The sequence below is a fragment of the Paraburkholderia lebeckiae genome (assembly GCF_050436325.1).
Taxonomy (GTDB): Bacteria; Pseudomonadota; Gammaproteobacteria; order Burkholderiales; family Burkholderiaceae; genus Paraburkholderia; species Paraburkholderia tuberum.
On record NZ_JBNDLZ010000002.1, the window covers coordinates 2,191,072 to 2,207,369 of the forward strand.

General features: G+C 64.7%; 14 protein-coding genes. 10 read left to right on the top strand and 4 right to left on the bottom strand.

Annotated features, from left to right (window positions below):
* Positions 1–39: 39 nt before the first annotated feature.
* Positions 40–399: a hypothetical protein gene (locus tag OKW44_RS13230; RefSeq protein ID WP_051103838.1), complete on the bottom strand. Its 360-nt coding sequence runs from the start codon at positions 397–399 to the stop codon at positions 40–42.
* 200 nt (positions 400–599) lie between these two features.
* Here OKW44_RS13230 and OKW44_RS13235 point away from each other — a divergent pair, with 200 nt between their 5' ends.
* From OKW44_RS13235 to OKW44_RS13255, 5 genes are all read left to right on the top strand, one after another.
* Positions 600–2,570, top strand: coding sequence for an amylo-alpha-1,6-glucosidase (locus OKW44_RS13235; RefSeq protein ID WP_026226434.1), 1,971 nt, complete (start codon positions 600–602; stop codon positions 2,568–2,570).
* Between the two features lie 51 nt (positions 2,571–2,621).
* A complete protein-coding gene (locus OKW44_RS13240; RefSeq protein WP_018423930.1) occupies positions 2,622–5,429 on the top strand; it encodes an MGH1-like glycoside hydrolase domain-containing protein in 2,808 nt (935 codons plus the stop codon).
* Positions 5,430–5,539: 110 nt separating this feature from the next.
* On the top strand, positions 5,540–7,159 hold the full coding sequence (zwf, locus tag OKW44_RS13245; protein ID WP_026226433.1) for a glucose-6-phosphate dehydrogenase: 1,620 nt from the start codon (positions 5,540–5,542) through the stop codon (positions 7,157–7,159).
* Between the two features lie 63 nt (positions 7,160–7,222).
* Positions 7,223–8,068 carry an ROK family protein gene (locus tag OKW44_RS13250; protein ID WP_018423928.1) on the top strand — a complete coding sequence of 282 codons (846 nt, stop codon included), beginning with the start codon at positions 7,223–7,225 and terminating at the stop codon, positions 8,066–8,068.
* Between the two features lie 385 nt (positions 8,069–8,453).
* Positions 8,454–9,020: a YbhB/YbcL family Raf kinase inhibitor-like protein gene (locus OKW44_RS13255; RefSeq protein ID WP_018423926.1), complete on the top strand. Its 567-nt coding sequence runs from the start codon at positions 8,454–8,456 to the stop codon at positions 9,018–9,020.
* A 47-nt stretch (positions 9,021–9,067) separates the two neighbouring features.
* Here OKW44_RS13255 and OKW44_RS13260 read toward each other — a convergent pair whose 3' ends face one another.
* Complete coding sequence (locus OKW44_RS13260) at positions 9,068–10,063, bottom strand: aldo/keto reductase (protein ID WP_018423925.1); 996 nt, start codon at positions 10,061–10,063, stop codon at positions 9,068–9,070.
* 278 nt (positions 10,064–10,341) lie between these two features.
* Between OKW44_RS13260 and OKW44_RS13265 the strand changes: the two genes are divergently transcribed.
* The 5 genes from OKW44_RS13265 (at position 10,342) to OKW44_RS13285 (ending at position 15,143) form a co-directional block, all read left to right on the top strand.
* Positions 10,342–12,522, top strand: coding sequence for a TonB-dependent receptor (locus tag OKW44_RS13265; RefSeq protein WP_018423924.1), 2,181 nt, complete (start codon positions 10,342–10,344; stop codon positions 12,520–12,522).
* A 67-nt stretch (positions 12,523–12,589) separates the two neighbouring features.
* A complete protein-coding gene (locus OKW44_RS13270) occupies positions 12,590–13,273 on the top strand; it encodes a Fe2+-dependent dioxygenase (protein WP_018423923.1) in 684 nt (227 codons plus the stop codon).
* On the top strand, positions 13,270–13,992 hold the full coding sequence (locus OKW44_RS13275) for a PepSY-associated TM helix domain-containing protein (protein ID WP_018423922.1): 723 nt from the start codon (positions 13,270–13,272) through the stop codon (positions 13,990–13,992). The genes OKW44_RS13270 and OKW44_RS13275 overlap by 4 nt, the downstream gene beginning before the upstream one ends.
* A 110-nt stretch (positions 13,993–14,102) precedes the next feature.
* A complete protein-coding gene (locus OKW44_RS13280) occupies positions 14,103–14,792 on the top strand; it encodes a nitroreductase (protein ID WP_018423921.1) in 690 nt (229 codons plus the stop codon).
* Positions 14,793–14,828: 36 nt separating this feature from the next.
* On the top strand, positions 14,829–15,143 hold the full coding sequence (locus tag OKW44_RS13285; RefSeq protein WP_018423920.1) for a high-potential iron-sulfur protein: 315 nt from the start codon (positions 14,829–14,831) through the stop codon (positions 15,141–15,143).
* A 28-nt stretch (positions 15,144–15,171) separates the two neighbouring features.
* Here OKW44_RS13285 and OKW44_RS13290 read toward each other — a convergent pair whose 3' ends face one another.
* Positions 15,172–15,522, bottom strand: coding sequence for a DOPA 4,5-dioxygenase family protein (locus OKW44_RS13290; protein ID WP_018423919.1), 351 nt, complete (start codon positions 15,520–15,522; stop codon positions 15,172–15,174).
* 30 nt (positions 15,523–15,552) lie between these two features.
* Entirely contained in the window at positions 15,553–16,056 is a 504-nt protein-coding gene (locus tag OKW44_RS13295; protein ID WP_026226432.1) for a GNAT family N-acetyltransferase, read from the bottom strand.
* Between the last annotated feature and the right edge of the window lie 242 nt (positions 16,057–16,298).

Below are 16,298 nucleotides of genomic sequence, written 5' to 3' on the forward strand. Positions count from 1 at the left end.
GTGGTCGGTTACGCATTGCTCTTGACGATCAGTTGCGGACTAGTTGTTCGCGCTGTCGCCGGGCGCGTAGCGCATGACCGGCGCGACCTGCTGGCTGTCGGCCGCGAGACTGGCCTGCATGTTTTGCGTGATCGCGTCGGTGGCGGCTGCGCCACTTGCCGCGTTGTTCGCCGTGTTGTTCGCCGTGTTGTTCGCCGTGTTGTTCGCGAATGGCGCTGAGGCGTTGGGAGTCGCCACTGCCGCTGCCGCCATTGCGGGTCGTTGCGCCGCGTCGTTCGGCGCAAGGCTCGTGGTCGTCGCGTTGCTCGTGGAAGAGGAGTCGTCCGCGCCGCAACCGTTCAACCCTATCGTGGCAAGCACCAGCAATGCGGCGCTCGCGATGCAACTGATTTTTCTCATGTCTGCATCCGGTTCGATGAAAGCGGGTGCAGTCTCCATTCCTTTCAAGAAATAATTGTGAAACGTTTGCGCCCGGCATAACTTTCGATAAATCGTCGGCTGATCGAAAGAAAATGGAAAGTATCGGGAAGGTCAATGTTCATGGCGCTGCCATCTGCGCTATGTTTGCTGCTTTATCGTTCGCGCATGGGCACGATTCAATGACTCGCATCGATTCACCCATCGACATCTCGCAACTCGAAGACGAATGGCTCGAAGCCGACGGCTTCGGCGGCTTTGCTTCGGGCACGGTCGGCATGTTGCGCACGCGCCGCTACCATGCGCTGCTGCTAGCCGCGACGCGCGCGCCGGGCGGGCGCATGGTGCTCGTCAACGGCATCGAGGCGTGGGTCGAGGCGGGCGGCGAGCGCTTCGCGTTGACCATGCAACGCTATGGGCCTTACGTGATCTATCCGGATCTACGCGGCCGCCTTGCCAGCTTCGACACCGCGCCGTGGCCGACATGGCGCATTCAACTCGGTGCGCACGCGGCGATGATCGCCGATGTGTTCGTCAGCAAAGCGACGTGCGAAACGGTATTGCGCTGGCGGCTCGAAGGCGGCGAACTCGATGCGCCCGTGCTGAAGATCAGACCGTTGCTGTCGGGCCGTGACTATCATGCGTTGCATCACGAGAATCCGGCCTTCAACTTCGGCGCGAAAGTCAGCGCCGATCAATCGTGCGCGAGCTGGCAACCGTATGGCGGACTGCCGGTCGTGCGAGCGGCGACGAACGGCGCCTATACGCATGCGCCCGACTGGTATCGCAACTTCTGCTACGTGCGCGAGCAGGAGCGCGGTCTCGATTGCAGCGAAGATCTCGCGACGCCCGGCGTGTTCAGCTTCGATCTCGCGGAGGGCGACGCGGTGATGATTCTGAGCGCGTCGAGCACGTCCGCCACCGAATGCGCGAACGACAAAGCCCAAACCAACGACCACGCCGCCCGCCTCGCCCAGACCGAACAACAACGCCGCGCCGCACTCGGCTCGCGCCTGCAACGTTCGGCTGACGCCTACGTGGTCACGCGCAACGAAGGCCGCACGATCCTCGCGGGCTTTCCGTGGTTCACCGACTGGGGCCGCGACACGTTCATCGCGATGCGCGGCCTGCTGATCGCGTCGAACCGTCTCGACGATGCCGAAGCGATCCTGCTCGAATGGTCGGGCACGCTGTCCGAAGGCATGCTGCCGAACCGCTTCCCCGACTACGGCGACGCGCCCGAATACAACTCGGTCGACGCGTCGCTATGGTTCATCGTCGCGGTTCACGACTATCTGGCGACGCCGCATGCGGGCGCGCAAACGCGCGCGCATCTGCAGCAGGCCACCGAAACGATCCTGACCGGCTACACGAACGGCACGCGCTTCAACATCGGCGTGTGCACGGACGACGGCCTGCTGCGCGCCGGCATCCCCGGCGTGCAACTGACGTGGATGGACGCGAAAGTCGGCGACTGGGTCGTCACACCGCGCATCGGCAAGCCGGTCGAAGTGCAGGCGCTGTGGATCAACGCGCTGCGAATCGCGTCAGCATGGAACCCGCAGTGGCGGCAAGCTGCCGAGCGCGCGACGCTCGCGTTTCGCCGGCGCTTCGTCGATCCGGCCACCCAGGCGCTGTTCGATAACGTCGACGTCGATCATGTGCCGGGCACGGTCGACCGCTCGATCCGGCCGAATCAGATCTTCGCGGTCGGTGGCCTGCCGTTTCCGCTGCTCGAAGGCGCGGCGGCGCGCGCGGTGGTGGGTCAGGTCGAAGCGCAATTGCTGACGCCGCTCGGCCTGCGCACGCTCGCGCCGTCCGATCCCGCCTATCGCGGCCGCTACGGCGGCGCGCCGCGCGAACGCGACGGCGCCTATCATCAGGGCACCGCGTGGTTGTGGCTGATCGGCCCGTTCGTCGAAGCGTGGCTGCGAGTGAACGGCGCGAGTGCCGATAATCTCGCGCAGGCGAGGGCGCGTTTTCTCGCCCCGCTGTACGCGCATCTCGATCACGCGGGCCTCGATCACCTGTCCGAGATCGCCGCCGGCGACGCGCCGCACGCGCCCGCCGGCACGCCGTTCCAGGCCTGGTCGCTAGGCGAATTGCTGCGCGTCGAAAGTCTGCTTGCCCGGTTCGAGCACAACGGCGCGTAAACCGCGCTACGATGTGGGTCCCACCGCCAGGCCTGTTGCAAGGACGTTTTCATGCCACCGCTGCGCGCTGCCAATCTGCTCGCCACGATCGAAGGTTCCCGGCTGCATTCGCCCGAATGCGGCCACTGGCAGCGCTGGGGGCCGTATCTGAGCGAGCGCCAGTGGGGCACGGTGCGCGAGGACTACAGCGCGAACGGCACCGCCTGGGACTCGTTTCCGCACGACCATGCGCGCAGCCGCGCCTACCGCTGGGGCGAAGACGGCATCGCCGGTTTCGGCGACGACCGGCTCAGCTGGTGTGTGTCGCTCGCGCTGTGGAACCGCAAGGACCCGATCATCAAGGAGCGCCTGTTCGGCCTGACGAACTCGCAGGGCAATCACGGCGAGGACGTCAAGGAGCTGTACTTCTATCTGGACGGCACGCCCACGCATTCCTACATGCGCATGCTGTACAAGTGTCCGCATGCGGCCTATCCCTACCAGGACCTGATCGACGAAAACGCGCGCCGCGGCGGCGATATGCCAGAGTACGAAGTTCTCGATACCGGCGTGTTCGACGATCAGCGCTATTTCGATGTCCAGATCGAATACGCGAAGCACACGCCCGACGACATCGTGATGCGTGTGACGATCGAAAATCGCGCGGACGAAGCGGCGTCGCTCGATGTGCTGCCGCAAATCTGGGCGCGCAACTCATGGTCGTGGAAAGAGAACAAGGACAAGCCGAAGCTCGTCGCCGGTACCGGTCATGACGGCTCGGTGCGTCTGCTTGGCCATCACCATGTGCACGAACCGATCGTCGTGACCGCGTGGTCGAAGGACGCGCCGCAACTCGCGTGGCTGTTCTGCGAGAACGACACCAACGTGAAGCGGCTGTTCGGCATGGACGGCGCGGGCCCGTTCAAGGACGGCTTCAACGACTACCTCGTGCACGGCGACGCGAACGCCATCCGTCACGACGCGGGCACCCGGGCCGCCGCGCATGCGGCGCTCGAGCTCGGGCCGCACGGACGCGCGGTCGTGTATCTGCGCTGGCACCCGCAATCGGCGACCGATGAAGCGCCATTCGATGCCGACGCGTTGATCGCGCGCCGCCTCGCCGAAGCCGACGAATTCTATGGCGCATTGCAACACGAGATCACCCCCGATGCGCGTCTCGTGCAACGTCAGGCGCTCGCCGGCATGCTGTGGTCGAAGCAGTACTACCAGTACGACGTGCAGCGCTGGCTCGACGGCGATCCGCTGCAACCGAGCCCGCCCGCCGCGCGCAAGCACGGCCGCAACACCGACTGGCGGCATCTGTGCAACGCGGACATCGTGTCGATGCCGGACAAGTGGGAGTACCCGTGGTACGCGTCGTGGGACCTCGCGTTTCATGCGGCCGCGTTCGCGCTGATCGATCCGGCGTTCGCCAAGAAGCAGTTGCTGCTGCTCGTGAAGGACCGCTATCAGCACCCGAATGGCCAGTTGCCCGCTTACGAATGGGCGTTGAGCGACGCGAACCCGCCGGTCCATGCATGGGCCGCGTGGCGCGTGTACGAGATCGACCGCGCGCTGACCGGCAAGGCGGACCGCGATTTTCTGGAGCTCGTGTTTCACAAGCTGCTGCTGAATTTCTCGTGGTGGGTGAATCGCAAGGACGCCGACGGCCACAATATTTTTCAGGGCGGTTTTCTCGGGCTCGACAACGTCGGCATCTTCGACCGCTCGTCGCCGCTGCCCACCGGCGGGCACATCGACCAGGCCGACGGCACCGCGTGGATGGCAGCGTATGCGCTCGACCTGATGCGTATCGCGCTCGAACTCGCCTACGCGAACCATGTGTTCGTCGATATTGGTGTGAAGTTCTTCGAGCACTTCCTGTACATCGCGGAAGCGGTCAGTTGCGACGACGGCTGCGACACGGGCCTGTGGGATAGCGAGGACGAATTCTTCTACGACAAGCTGCGCCTGCCCGACGGCAGCAACATGCCGATGCGCGTTCGCTCGATCGTCGGACTGATACCGCTGTTCGCCGTGCACGTGCTCGAGGAGCGTCTGCACGGCGGCCTGCCGGGCTTGCGCGAGCGCCTCGTGTGGTTTCTCGAGCATCGGCCCGATCTCGCGAAGCTGGTGTCGCGCTGGAACGAGCCCGGCAAGGGCAACGCGCTTTTGCTGTCGCTGCTGCGCGGGCATCGGATGAAGGCGTTGTTACGGCGCGCGCTCGACGAAACTGAATTTCTTTCCGATCACGGCGTGCGGGCGTTGTCGCGTTGCCATCGCGATCATCCGTTCGTGTACCAGCACAACGGCAACAGCTTCTGCGTGAAGTATCTGCCGGCCGAATCCGATACCCGTGTGTTCGGCGGCAATTCGAACTGGCGCGGGCCGGTGTGGATGCCGGTCAACTATCTGCTGATCGAATCGCTGTACGAGTTTCATCGCTATTACGGCGATGATTTCCGCGTCGAGTATCCGACCGGGTCGGGCCAGAAGTTCTCGTTGAGCGAAATCGCCGACGAACTCGCGCGCCGCGCGACCACGCTGTTCCTGAAGGACAAAAACGGCGAGCGGCCGGTGATGGGTGCGTATCCGCTGCTGCAGGCGGACCCGCGTTCGCAGGATCTGATCCTGTTCCATGAGTATTTTCATGGCGATAACGGTCGTGGCGTCGGGGCTTCGCATCAGACCGGCTGGACCGGGCTCGTCGCGTTGCTGTTGCAGCCGCGCGCGATGGCGGCATCGGGCAACGTGCCGCTGGCGGGCGAACCGGCGCCGGCGCCCGCGCCGATTCCGGTGCCGGCGGCTCCCGCATCCGCGGTAACGCCGGCGGTGGCGAAAGAACCGGTACCGTCGCTCGCGGCCACGACGACGAAGTAAGCACGCCGCGCGCTCACGCACGAACGCGATTGAACTGTGCGGCAGCGCCCGTGGTCTTTCATGTATCGCCGCGTTCGTTCTATCGGCTTACCAAGGTCCAAGTGAATCCCATGTCGACCACACCGAACCCTTCCGCTTCTCCCGATCAACACAACGCAACGCCCGCCCTGAGCTGCAAGCTCAGCGCGAACCGGTACGACGCCCTGTCGTCGCCGGCCGGCAAGAAGCCCGCGCCGCCGTGCACGCTCGTGATCTTCGGCGCGGGCGGCGATCTGACCAAACGTCTGTTGATGCCGGCGCTCTACAACCTCGCGGTCGATGGCCTGCTCGACGACAGCATGAAGATCATCGGCGTCAATCACGGCGAGCGCGAAACGCGCGAATGGTGCGACGATCTGCATACCTCGCTGCAGACGTTCGCCGCCGACAAGGCCAGCACCTTTCACGCCGGCAAGCTCGACGACAACGCTTGGAACTGGGTCGCGCAGCGCCTCGAATACATGGCGGGCGAGTTCGAATCCGACGATACGTTCGCGAAGCTGAAGCAGAAGCTCGATCAGTCGAAAGGCGGTAACGCGATCTTCTACCTCGCGGTCGGCGCGCGTTTTTTCCAACCGATCGCCGACCGGCTCGGCAAAGCCGGCCTGCTGAAGGAAGGCGACGGCGCGAACGGCGGCTTTCGGCGTCTCGTGATCGAGAAGCCGTTCGGCACCGATCTCGCATCGGCGCGCGATCTGAACGGGCACATCCTGTCGTATGCGCGGGAGTCGCAGGTGTACCGCATCGATCATTTTCTCGGCAAGGACACCGTGCAGAGCATCCTCGCGGTGCGCTTCGCGAATGCGATGTTCGAGCCGATCTGGCGGCGCGAGTACATCGATTGCGTGCAGATCACGGCGGCGGAAACGATCGGCGTCGAGGGGCGCGGCAGGTTCTACGAGCAGACCGGCGCGTTTCGCGACATGGTGCCGAACCACCTGTTCCAACTGCTCGGCATCGTCGCGATGGAGCCGCCGAATTCGTTCGACGCCGAAGCCGTGCGAAACAAGAAGGCCGAGCTGTTCGACGCAATCCAGCCGCTGACGCCCGCCGACGTCGTCTTCGGCCAGTACGAAAGAGGGCCAGCCGGCGTGGGCTATCGCGAGGAGCCCGACGTCGCGCCCGGCAGCACGACGGAAACCTACGCGGCGGCGCGCGTGTTCGTCGAGAACTGGCGCTGGGCCGGCGTGCCGTTCTATCTGCGTACCGGCAAGCGGCTCGGGGTGCGCCGCACCGAGGTTTCGGTGCAGCTGAAGCCGGTGCCGTTCCGCCTGTTCCGCGATACGCCGGTCAACGCATTGACGCCGAACGTGCTGACCATTCGCATCGATCCCGAGCACGGCTCGAGCTTCGATTTCAACGTGAAGGTGCCGGGGCCGGTGATGCAGGTCGGTCCGGTACAGTCGTCGTTCAACTATGGCGACTTCTTTGCGGAAAGCGCGAACGTCGGCTACGAGACGCTGCTGTACGACTGCATGCTTGGCGACGCGACGTTGTTTCAGCGCGCCGACAGCATCGAGACGAGCTGGTGCGCGGTCGACGACGTGCTGCATCCGAGGAGCGGCGGCGCGGTTGCCGTGCGCGGCTATGCGGCCGGCAGCGACGGGCCGGCCGAAGCCGACGCGCTGCTCGCGCGCGATGGCCACGCGTGGCGCCCGTTGCAGCAGAAAGCGCCCGGTGGCAAGTCGTAGCGGTACCTTTGAACCAACCCGCAGACACGCATCACAACCGCCTCAACACAATCGGGAGACATCGTGGCAACACGCAACAAGAACGCAGTGAAACGGAATGCGCCGAAAAGCGGCAGCGAGCACATTCTCGCGATCGATGTCGGCGGCACCGGCCTGAAGGCCGCGATCATCGACGCCGACGGGCAGATGAAAACCGAGCGCGTGCGCGTTGCGACGCCGCATCCGTGCACGCCGGATCAGTTGGTGGACGCGCTCGCGCAACTCGTGGCGCCGCTCATCGAGCAGGTGCGGCCCGTCTGTATCTCGATCGGGTTTCCGGGTGTCGTGCGCAACAACCGCATTCTGACCGCGCCGCACTTCGGCATCGAAGGATGGCACGACATTGCGCTCGCGGATTCGCTCGCGCAGCGCCTGGGCGGACTGCCGGTGCGGATGATCAACGACGCCGAAATGCAAGGCTTCGCGGCGATCGAAGGCCACGGCCTCGAATTCGTGCTGACGCTCGGCACCGGCGCCGGCACCGCGATGTTTCGCGATGGCGAGCTGATGCCGCATCTGGAGCTCGCGCATCATCCGGTCAGCAAGAAGGGCGTCGCGTACGACGAATACATCGGCGAGGCCGCGCGCGAGCAGATCGGCAACAAGCGTTGGAGCCGGCGTGTCGAGAAGGTGATCGGCATTCTCGAGTCACTGGTCAATTACGACAAGCTGTGGATCGGCGGCGGCAACGCGGCGCGCATCAAGTTTTCGCTGCCGGCGAACGTGGCGACCGTATCGAACGACGCGGGGATCGAGGGCGGCGCGAAATTGTGGCATCCGCTGTCGGTGCGCGAGACGCGACAGTATCCTGAGGCGACGCAGAAGACGGGGCGGTTCAAGCCGAAGGGAGAGGGTGGGCTGGGCGGATGACGAGCGGCGGTTCGGTGATGTCCAGCGGCCAATCGGAAAACGTGAAGGGCAGCGAAATGACGCGGCCCGAGTTCGTATCGATTGCCGCCGCCATCACGCAGCCAGCACCGCATCCCCAGGTAGCGAGAACGTAGTGGCCCGCGAAGTTAATCGGCTCCTTTGCGGCTTCACGAAGAATGCTGCGGTAATGAGTGCCGCCGCGTCCGTGAATATCATGCGTGGCATCGCAGCGTGCCTGGACTCGACAGTGGCGGGACAATCCTCAAACCTGAGAACCGATTCCGCAAGGGCAAACCGGATACTGCGCCGAACATCAATGTGGCAATAATAGTTGCTCTCTGAACTGCAAAGCTCTCAACGGCACGTCCAACCCCGCAGACTCCCAATGACTCGCATCCCCCTGAACCTCGCGCGGCGCCTCCTCTCCGTCGGCGCGTGCGCGCTGCTCGCTTACGCGAGCGCGCATGCGTATGCGGCACAGGCCTTCGCGGTGTCGTCGCCGGGACTGGCCGATGGTGGCACGCTCAACGCGAGCCACGCGGCGAGCGCGAATAATTGCGGCGGCGGCAACGTATCGCCGGCGCTGCAATGGCATAACGCGCCGGCCGGCACGAAAAGTTTCGCGGTGACGATCTTCGATCCCGACGGCGCGAAAGGCCTCGGCATCGTGCACTGGATCGTCTATGGCATCGCGCCTGCCACGACCGGACTCGCCGCAGGCGAAGCCGCGCCGGCGGGCAGCGTCGCCGGCACGAATCGCACCGGCGGCCCCGGCTATTACGGCCCGTGTCCGCCCGTCGGCGAGGTACCGCATCACTACGTGGCGCAGGTCTATGCGCTCGATCTGCCGCCCGACGCGTTGCCGGCCGGCTTGACGCGCGACGCGTTCCACGCCGCGATCAAGGACCACGTGCTCGCCGCGACGAGCATCGTGCTGCGCTACGGACGATGAAGACGCGCGGCCGAATGCCGGGCCGCGCTTGATCCGCCGGCGGGCGCCTAGCGCGCCGCGTCCCCCCAGCGATACTGCACGCTCGCTTCATCGAGCTGGGTCTTGATCGCGGCGTCGAGCGTGAGCCCGGCCGCCGCGAGCGTATCGCTCAACTGCTCCGCGCGGCTCGCACCAATGATCGCCGACGTAATCAGCGGATTCGCGAGCACCCACGCAAGCGACACCTTCGTCAGCGATTCGCCGGTCGGCGCGACGATCGCCTTCAGCCTTTCGATCGTGTCGAACTCGCGCTCATGCCAGTAGCGCTCCTGATACATCGCGCCAGCCTTGCCGACGCTTTCGGTGAAGCGCCCTTCGGCGGGCGTCGCGTCGAGCCGGTGCTTGCCGGTCAGCAGTCCGCCCGCGAGCGGGTTATACGGCATCACGGCCAGCTGCTCCTCGGCGGCCAGCGGCAGCAGCTCGCGCTCGATCTGGCGAAACAGCAGGTTGTAGCGCGGCTGGACCGACACGAAGCGAGCGACGCGTAGCACGTCCGCGCGCCCCACTGCGCGAGCGAGCCGGTAGGCGAGAAAGTTCGACACGCCGATATAGCGCGCCTTGCCCGAGCGCACGATCGCATCGAGCGCTTCGAGCGTCTCGTCGAGCGGGGTCTTCGCGTCGTCGGAATGGAGCTGGTACAGGTCGACGTAGTCGGTGCCGAGGCGCTGCAAGGACGCGTCGATCGCATCGAGCAGGTGCTTGCGCGACGCGCCCTGGTCCCACGCGGCGGGCCCCATCTTGCCGACCGCCTTGGTCGCGACGATGAAGCGCTCGCGTTTGCCCTTCAGCCAGCGTCCGACGATTTCCTCGGTGCGTCCGGCCAGATTTTCGCTGCCGCCGAGCGGATAGACGTTCGCGGTATCGATGAAATTGACACCGGCGTCCGCGGCCGTGTCGAGGATGCGGTGCGATGCGGCTTCGTCGGTTTGCAGCCCGAAGGTCATGGTGCCGAGACACAGGCGCGAAACGGTCAGGCCGGTGCGGCCGAATTGGCGATATTGCATAAGTTCGACTCCAGAGGGGAAGGAAAGCGCTGCCGAAGCGATGAAACTACGGTGTTGTAAAAAGGATAAACCGAGTCGCGATTCGGTGTGCCTGACGCACGCCGGGATTGCTGACTTCCAGTAGATATGAAATGATATCGATTCTCATTTAAACCTAGCCAGCCATCCCGTCACCTCCATCTCACACAACGGAGAGCGGCAGCCAGCCATTTGCGGCTTTGTCATGAATTCGACGTCAGCGATGCGAATTTGACAAACGCATTTCTGACGGGATTTCCATGCTCAATCACACGCCGCTCGCGACAGCGCTAGCGCTCGCTTTTGCCATTCCTTTGGCGACCCCGGCGCTCGCGCAAAGCGCGCCGCAGAACGCACAAACCAGCGCACGGAACGACACACCCGCCGCCGCGCAGACGCTGCCGACCATCGGCGTGCAGGCTCAGGCCGTTCAGCAGGACTTCCAGGCCGACCGTGCGACCGTCGGCGCGAAGACGCCGACCGCGCTGCGCGACATTCCGCAGACCGTCACCGTGATCAATCGCGACCTGCTCGCCTCGCAGGGCGCGACGTCGTTTACGGACGCGCTGCGCAACGCGCCCGGCGTGACGATCGGCGCGGCCGAAGGCGGCCAGATCGGCAACAACATCAACCTGCGCGGCTTCACCGCGCAGAACGACATCTATCTGGACGGCTTTCGGGACCGCAACCAGTACTACCGCGACACGTTCAATCTTGAATCGCTCGAGGTGCTGTACGGTCCGTCGTCGATGCTGTTCGGCCGCGGCTCGACCGGCGGCGTGATCAACCAGGTCAGCAAGAAGGCCAACCTGACGGACTCGGCGGAAGTCTCCGGCATGATCGGCACCGACGACCGCTACCGCTCCACCGTCGACGTGAACCACAAGCTTACCGACACCTCGGCGATCCGTCTCAATGCATTCGGCCAGACCCTCGGCTCGACGCGCGACGTGATGAAGAACAAGGACTTCGGTGTCGCGCCGGAACTGCGTTTCGGCATCGGCACGCCGACCGAGATCACGCTGTCGGCGCTGATCCAGCGCAACCACGACATGCCCGACTACGGCATCCAGGCGCTGAACGGCCGCCCGTCGCCGGTGCCGAAGAACACGTTCTACGGTTTGACCAGCGACCGCACGATTCAGGACGTGCAGATCTTCACCGCGGCGATCAAGCACAAGTTCTCCGAGAACCTGACGCTGACGAACCAGACGCAGATCTCGCACTCGATGACCGACGCGCGCGAAACCGCGCCGCAAGCGGTGCTGACCGGGCCGCTGGCGTCGAGCCCGGCGCTGAGCAACGGCAACTTCACGACGCTGTCGCCGTCGCAGCTGTTCATCAAGCTGCAAAGTCATGACCGCGTGATCCAGAATCACGCGATCTACAACGACACGATGCTCGAATACAAATTCGACACTGGACCGATCAGGCACGACCTGATCGCCGGTGTCGAAGTAGGCCACGACAGCTATACGAACCAGGCGTACACGCGCAACAACCTGCCGATCGTGCCGATGCTCAATCCGCCGATCATGGACACGCCGTCGAACGTGACGACGACGGTCGGCAACTACGCCGATTCGAGCGCGAACGAAATTGCCGCTTACCTGAACGACACGATTACGCTGACGCCGCACTGGAAGCTGATCGGCGGTGTGCGCTGGGATCGTTTCTCGGCGGGAATCCACAATACGATCAGCGCGCCGGCTTACGCGAGCCAGACCAACTACTTCACGAGCGTGCGCGCCGGCGTCATCTACCAGCCGACCGACTGGCAGTCGTACTACGTGTCGTATGGCACGTCGTTCAACCCATCGCTCGAAAACCTGACGGTCACGAACCTCACTCAGAACCTCGCGCCGGAATCGACGAAGTCGTATGAAATCGGCGGCAAGTGGGATCTGTTCGGCGGCAACATTTCGGTGACCTCGGCGATCTTCCGCGAGGAAAAGGACAACGCGCGCACGCAGGTGTCACCGACCGAGTACCAGCTGGCCGGCAACATTCGCGTCGACGGCTTCCAGGCGGGCGTGACCGGGCACATCACCGACAAGTGGCAGATTTTCGGCGGCTACACGTACATGGACGCGACGATCCTGAAAGCGGCCGACGGCACGCAGGGCCACACGCCGGCCAACACGCCGCGCAACACGCTGACGTTCTGGACCACGTACGCGATCACGCCGCATTGGGAAATTGGCGGCGGTCCGATCTACATGTCGCCACGTTACGCGTCGAACACGAACTACGTAAAGGTGCCGGGCTACACGCGCTGGGACGCGACCGCGGCCTATCACGCGAAAAAGTACGACGTGCGCCTGAACCTGCTGAACCTCACCAACAAGTACTACTACGACGCGTTGATTCCGTCGGACGGCGGACGTTCGGTGCCGGGCATCGGCCGCACGCTGCTCGCGACGTTCAACTACCGCTTTTGATACGCACTGAGCGCATGCGTACGGCTTGCCGCTGTTGCGAACGGCAAGCCGACGCGAAGGACACATCATGTTGCTGCACATTCCGAAGGTACTGGACGCCGGTCAATTGCGCTTCATGCGCGAGCGGCTCGATCGAGGCGGCGATGCGTGGGTCGATGGCCGCGCGACCGCGGGCTATCAGGGCGCACCGGTCAAGCGCAATCAGCAGATTGCCGAGCACTCGACGCTCGCGCGCGAACTCGGCGATGTGATTCTCGCGGCGATCGAACGCAATCCGCTGTTCATCAGCGCGGTGCTGCCCAACCAGGTCTATCCGCCGCTCTTCAACCGCTACGAGGGCGGCATGCAGTTCGGCAGCCATGTCGATGGCGCGGTGCGCGTGCTGCCGAACGGCGTGAAGCTGCGCACCGACGTGTCGGTGACGCTGTTTCTCAGCGCGCCCGACGAATACGACGGCGGCGAACTCGTGATCGAGGACACCTACGGCGTGCAGCAGGTGAAACTGCCGGCCGGCGACATGATCGTCTATCCGGCGACGAGCCTGCACCAGGTGACGCCAGTCACGCGCGGCGCGCGGGTGGCGAGCTTCTTCTGGGTGCAGAGCCTCGTGCGCAGCGACACCCATCGCGCGCTGCTGTTCGACATGGACACCGCGATTCAACGGCTCAATGCCACCCATGCCGACGAAGCCGCGCGACGCAGCCTCGTCGGTTGTTATCACAATCTGCTGCGTACCTGGAGTGAAACGTGAGCGTATCGGACACCGTCGACATTCAACCGCCCGCTGCCGGCGAACATGACGCGCAGGAGCCGCGTCGGCTCGATGGCGATGAACTGAAATCGCGCCAGCAGCGCTCGCGTCGCGCGACCTTCATCAAGTGGCTGCGCAAGGTGCATGGCTGGGTCGGATTGTGGGGCGCGGCGCTCGGTCTGCTGTTCGGCACGACGGGCTTCTTCCTGAATCATCGCGGCGGCCCGCTGCGCGTCTCGACCGGCGAGCCGCAGGTCTCGGTGATGCAGGTGCCGCTGCCGCAACCGGCGCCGCAAACGCCGCGCGAGCTCGCGAAGTGGCTCAAGCAGGAGCTGAAGATCGCCGGCAATCCGGGGCGCGTGCAGAAGGAAGCCGAGCATCCGGTGGCGTGGGGCGATCGCAGCGTCGTGCAGCCCGAGCACTGGCAACTTAGTTTCGGGTCGCCGAAGGAAAACACGTCGGCCGAATACTGGGTCGGCAACCACACCGTGACGGTCAAGCGCAGCGCGAACACCTTTCTCGCGATGCTGACGAACATGCACAAGGGTGTGGGCTTGAGCGTCGGTTGGGTGCTGCTGATCGATACGCTCGCGGGCAGCCTGATCCTGCTGTCGTTGACGGGCGTGCTGTTGTGGACCGAGTTGAACAGGCGCAAGACGGTGGGGCTCGCGCTCGTGGTCGGATCGATTGCGGCGGCAGTGGTGTTGGGGACGATGTAAGGGCGGAGCGCAACGCTTCGGGCGACGCCTGCGCACTGGCGGGCAGGCTTTGAGCGGTACGCGCTAGAATCGTCGCAGACCTACTTCGCAGGCTCTGCCGCCATCCGCCGATGACCTCTCCCGCGAACCCCGTCGACACCGCGCTGACCACGCGGCGCTCGGTGCGTGCCTTTCTGCCGACACCGGTGCAGCGCGCCGACATCGAAGCGATTCTCGAAGCCGCCAGTCACGCACCGTCGGGCACCAACACGCAGCCGTGGAAGGTGTACGTGCTGACGGGCGAATCGCTCGCGCGTCTGTCGCGCGATCTGCTCGCGGCCTACGACGATCCGCAGCGCGACGAACTGTACCAGGAGGAGTACGCGTACTATCCGCGCCAGTGGCAGTCGCCATTCATCGACCGGCGTCGCAAGATCGGCTGGGATATGTATAGCCTGCTCGGAATCGAGAAGGGCGACAAGGCGCGCATGCACGAACAGCACTCGCGCAACTTCCGTTTCTTCGACGCACCCGTCGGCCTGCTGTTCACGATCGATCGCAGCCTCGAGCGCGGCAGCTGGCTCGACTACGGCATGTTCCTGCAGGCGATCATGACGGCCGCGCGCGGACGCGGTCTCGACACCTGTCCGCAGGCCGCGTTCATGCAGTTTCATCGGCTGATTGCCGGACATCTCGGCCTGCCCGAGAACGAGCAGTTCGTGTGCGGCATGTCGCTCGGCTTCGCCGACCCCAACGCGCCGGTCAATACGCTGCGCCCCGAGCGCGAACCGGTCGAGCGCTTCGCGCGCTTTCTCGATTGAACGCAGCCCTCAGTCCCCACCCAGAGGCAAACGAAAATGAAAACTACGCGGCGCCATTTCCTGTTGGTCAGCGCGGGCGTCGGCTCGTCGCTCGCGCTGTCTCGGGTCGCGTTTGCCGCGACCGTTCCCAATACGCTCAGCGAGAGCGATCCGCAGGCGCAGGCGGTCGGCTATACCGAAGATGCGTCGAAGGTCGACAAGGCCAGATTTCCGAACTTCGCGGCCGGGCAATCGTGCGCGAACTGCTCGCTGTTCCAGGGCAAGGCTTCGGACGCATACGGCGGCTGCACGCTGTTCGGCACTAAACAGGTCGCGTCGCGCGGCTGGTGCAGCGCGTACACGAATATGTGAGCACGCCGCCGTAGCGTTCGCAGCGCTGCTATAGCAGCGCCTTCAGCACGAGCTCGTGCGAGTGTCCGATCCACACGACGGCGTCGCGATGATCGCGCAGTGCGTCGCCGGTGTTCGGATGCAGAAAGACATCGAGCGCGCCGTGATTGAGCGTGAGCCAGCCGACCACGTCGGCGAACTGCGTGTGCGCGAAGGCGAGCTGATACGACCACATCGGATGCGGCCCGACCGGCCGCTCGTGGAAGCGCCCGATCTGCAGTTTGTCGCCCCAATGCGCGTCGATCTGCTCGCGAAACGCCCAGGCGGCATCGCGGCTCGCCGGGTCGAAGTAGATGTGCGCGTGCCAGCTTTGTATCGCTGAAGCATCGCGAAAAGTCATATCAGAGTTCATTGCCAGGCTCGTTCCGTATCAGTCTTTATCCGACATTCGTTCTGCTTCGCTTTCCGCCGGCGCGCGCGCTGCAAGGCGCATGTGAAACTGTGTCCGATCCTCGCCGACGATCTCGAAGCCAAGACGATCGTACAGCCGTTTGGCGGGATTGCCCTTGAGCACCTGCAAGCTGACCGGCAACGCTTCGGCCGCGGCGGCGCGCAGGATCGTGCGCAGCGCTTGCTCGCCGATGCCGCGACCCTGTAGCGCCGGCGCGATCTGCAACTGCACGACGAACCATTCGACGTCGTTGCGATGCGCCTTCAACAAGCCCGCGGGCGCGCCGTCGATGCAGACCACCTGCGCCGCGTCGTAGCGATGCAACAGGCGCGCGCGATGCGCGCCGTCGTCGGTCGGCTCGCCGGCGCGCGCCAGGTGTTCGGTCATCGTCGTCTTGCGCAGTTCGAGCAGGAATGCTTCGTCGTCGGGTTGCGCGGGGCGCAAGGTCAACCCGGATCGTTGGTCGGGCGGTTGGGCGGACATGTCGGCAAGGTGGTGGCGCGCGATGATCGTGCGAAGCGCGAGTAAGAATTGTCGTCGATTGTCGCGCCGGCTGCGCTTTTTTACCACGCGGCTATGTTGCAGTCTTCTCGCCTTGCGATGCAGGGCGAACGCTCGATGCGGCGAGTCGGCGCGCGCGGCTGCACGCCGGCTCGTGCCAACGTGCGCTGCGCCGCTTGCCGCGTTGGGTGGCATGCGCTTTGCTAAAGCTTGATTCGCTTTTT

Excerpts from the sequence above, each read along its gene's own strand:
- OKW44_RS13265 (WP_018423924.1), top strand. The coding sequence starts at position 10,342 with ATGCTCAATCACACGCCGCTCGCGACAGCGCTAGCGCTCGCTTTTGCC.
- OKW44_RS13230 (WP_051103838.1), bottom strand. The coding sequence starts at position 399 with ATGAGAAAAATCAGTTGCATCGCGAGCGCCGCATTGCTGGTGCTTGCC.
- OKW44_RS13285 (WP_018423920.1), top strand. The coding sequence starts at position 14,829 with ATGAAAACTACGCGGCGCCATTTCCTGTTGGTCAGCGCGGGCGTCGGC.
- OKW44_RS13260 (WP_018423925.1), bottom strand. The coding sequence starts at position 10,063 with ATGCAATATCGCCAATTCGGCCGCACCGGCCTGACCGTTTCGCGCCTG.
- OKW44_RS13290 (WP_018423919.1), bottom strand. The coding sequence starts at position 15,522 with ATGACTTTTCGCGATGCTTCAGCGATACAAAGCTGGCACGCGCACATC.
- OKW44_RS13255 (WP_018423926.1), top strand. The coding sequence starts at position 8,454 with ATGACTCGCATCCCCCTGAACCTCGCGCGGCGCCTCCTCTCCGTCGGC.
- OKW44_RS13270 (WP_018423923.1), top strand. The coding sequence starts at position 12,590 with ATGTTGCTGCACATTCCGAAGGTACTGGACGCCGGTCAATTGCGCTTC.
- OKW44_RS13280 (WP_018423921.1), top strand. The coding sequence starts at position 14,103 with ATGACCTCTCCCGCGAACCCCGTCGACACCGCGCTGACCACGCGGCGC.
- OKW44_RS13235 (WP_026226434.1), top strand. The coding sequence starts at position 600 with ATGACTCGCATCGATTCACCCATCGACATCTCGCAACTCGAAGACGAA.
- OKW44_RS13240 (WP_018423930.1), top strand. The coding sequence starts at position 2,622 with ATGCCACCGCTGCGCGCTGCCAATCTGCTCGCCACGATCGAAGGTTCC.
- OKW44_RS13295 (WP_026226432.1), bottom strand. The coding sequence starts at position 16,056 with ATGTCCGCCCAACCGCCCGACCAACGATCCGGGTTGACCTTGCGCCCC.
- zwf (WP_026226433.1), top strand. The coding sequence starts at position 5,540 with ATGTCGACCACACCGAACCCTTCCGCTTCTCCCGATCAACACAACGCA.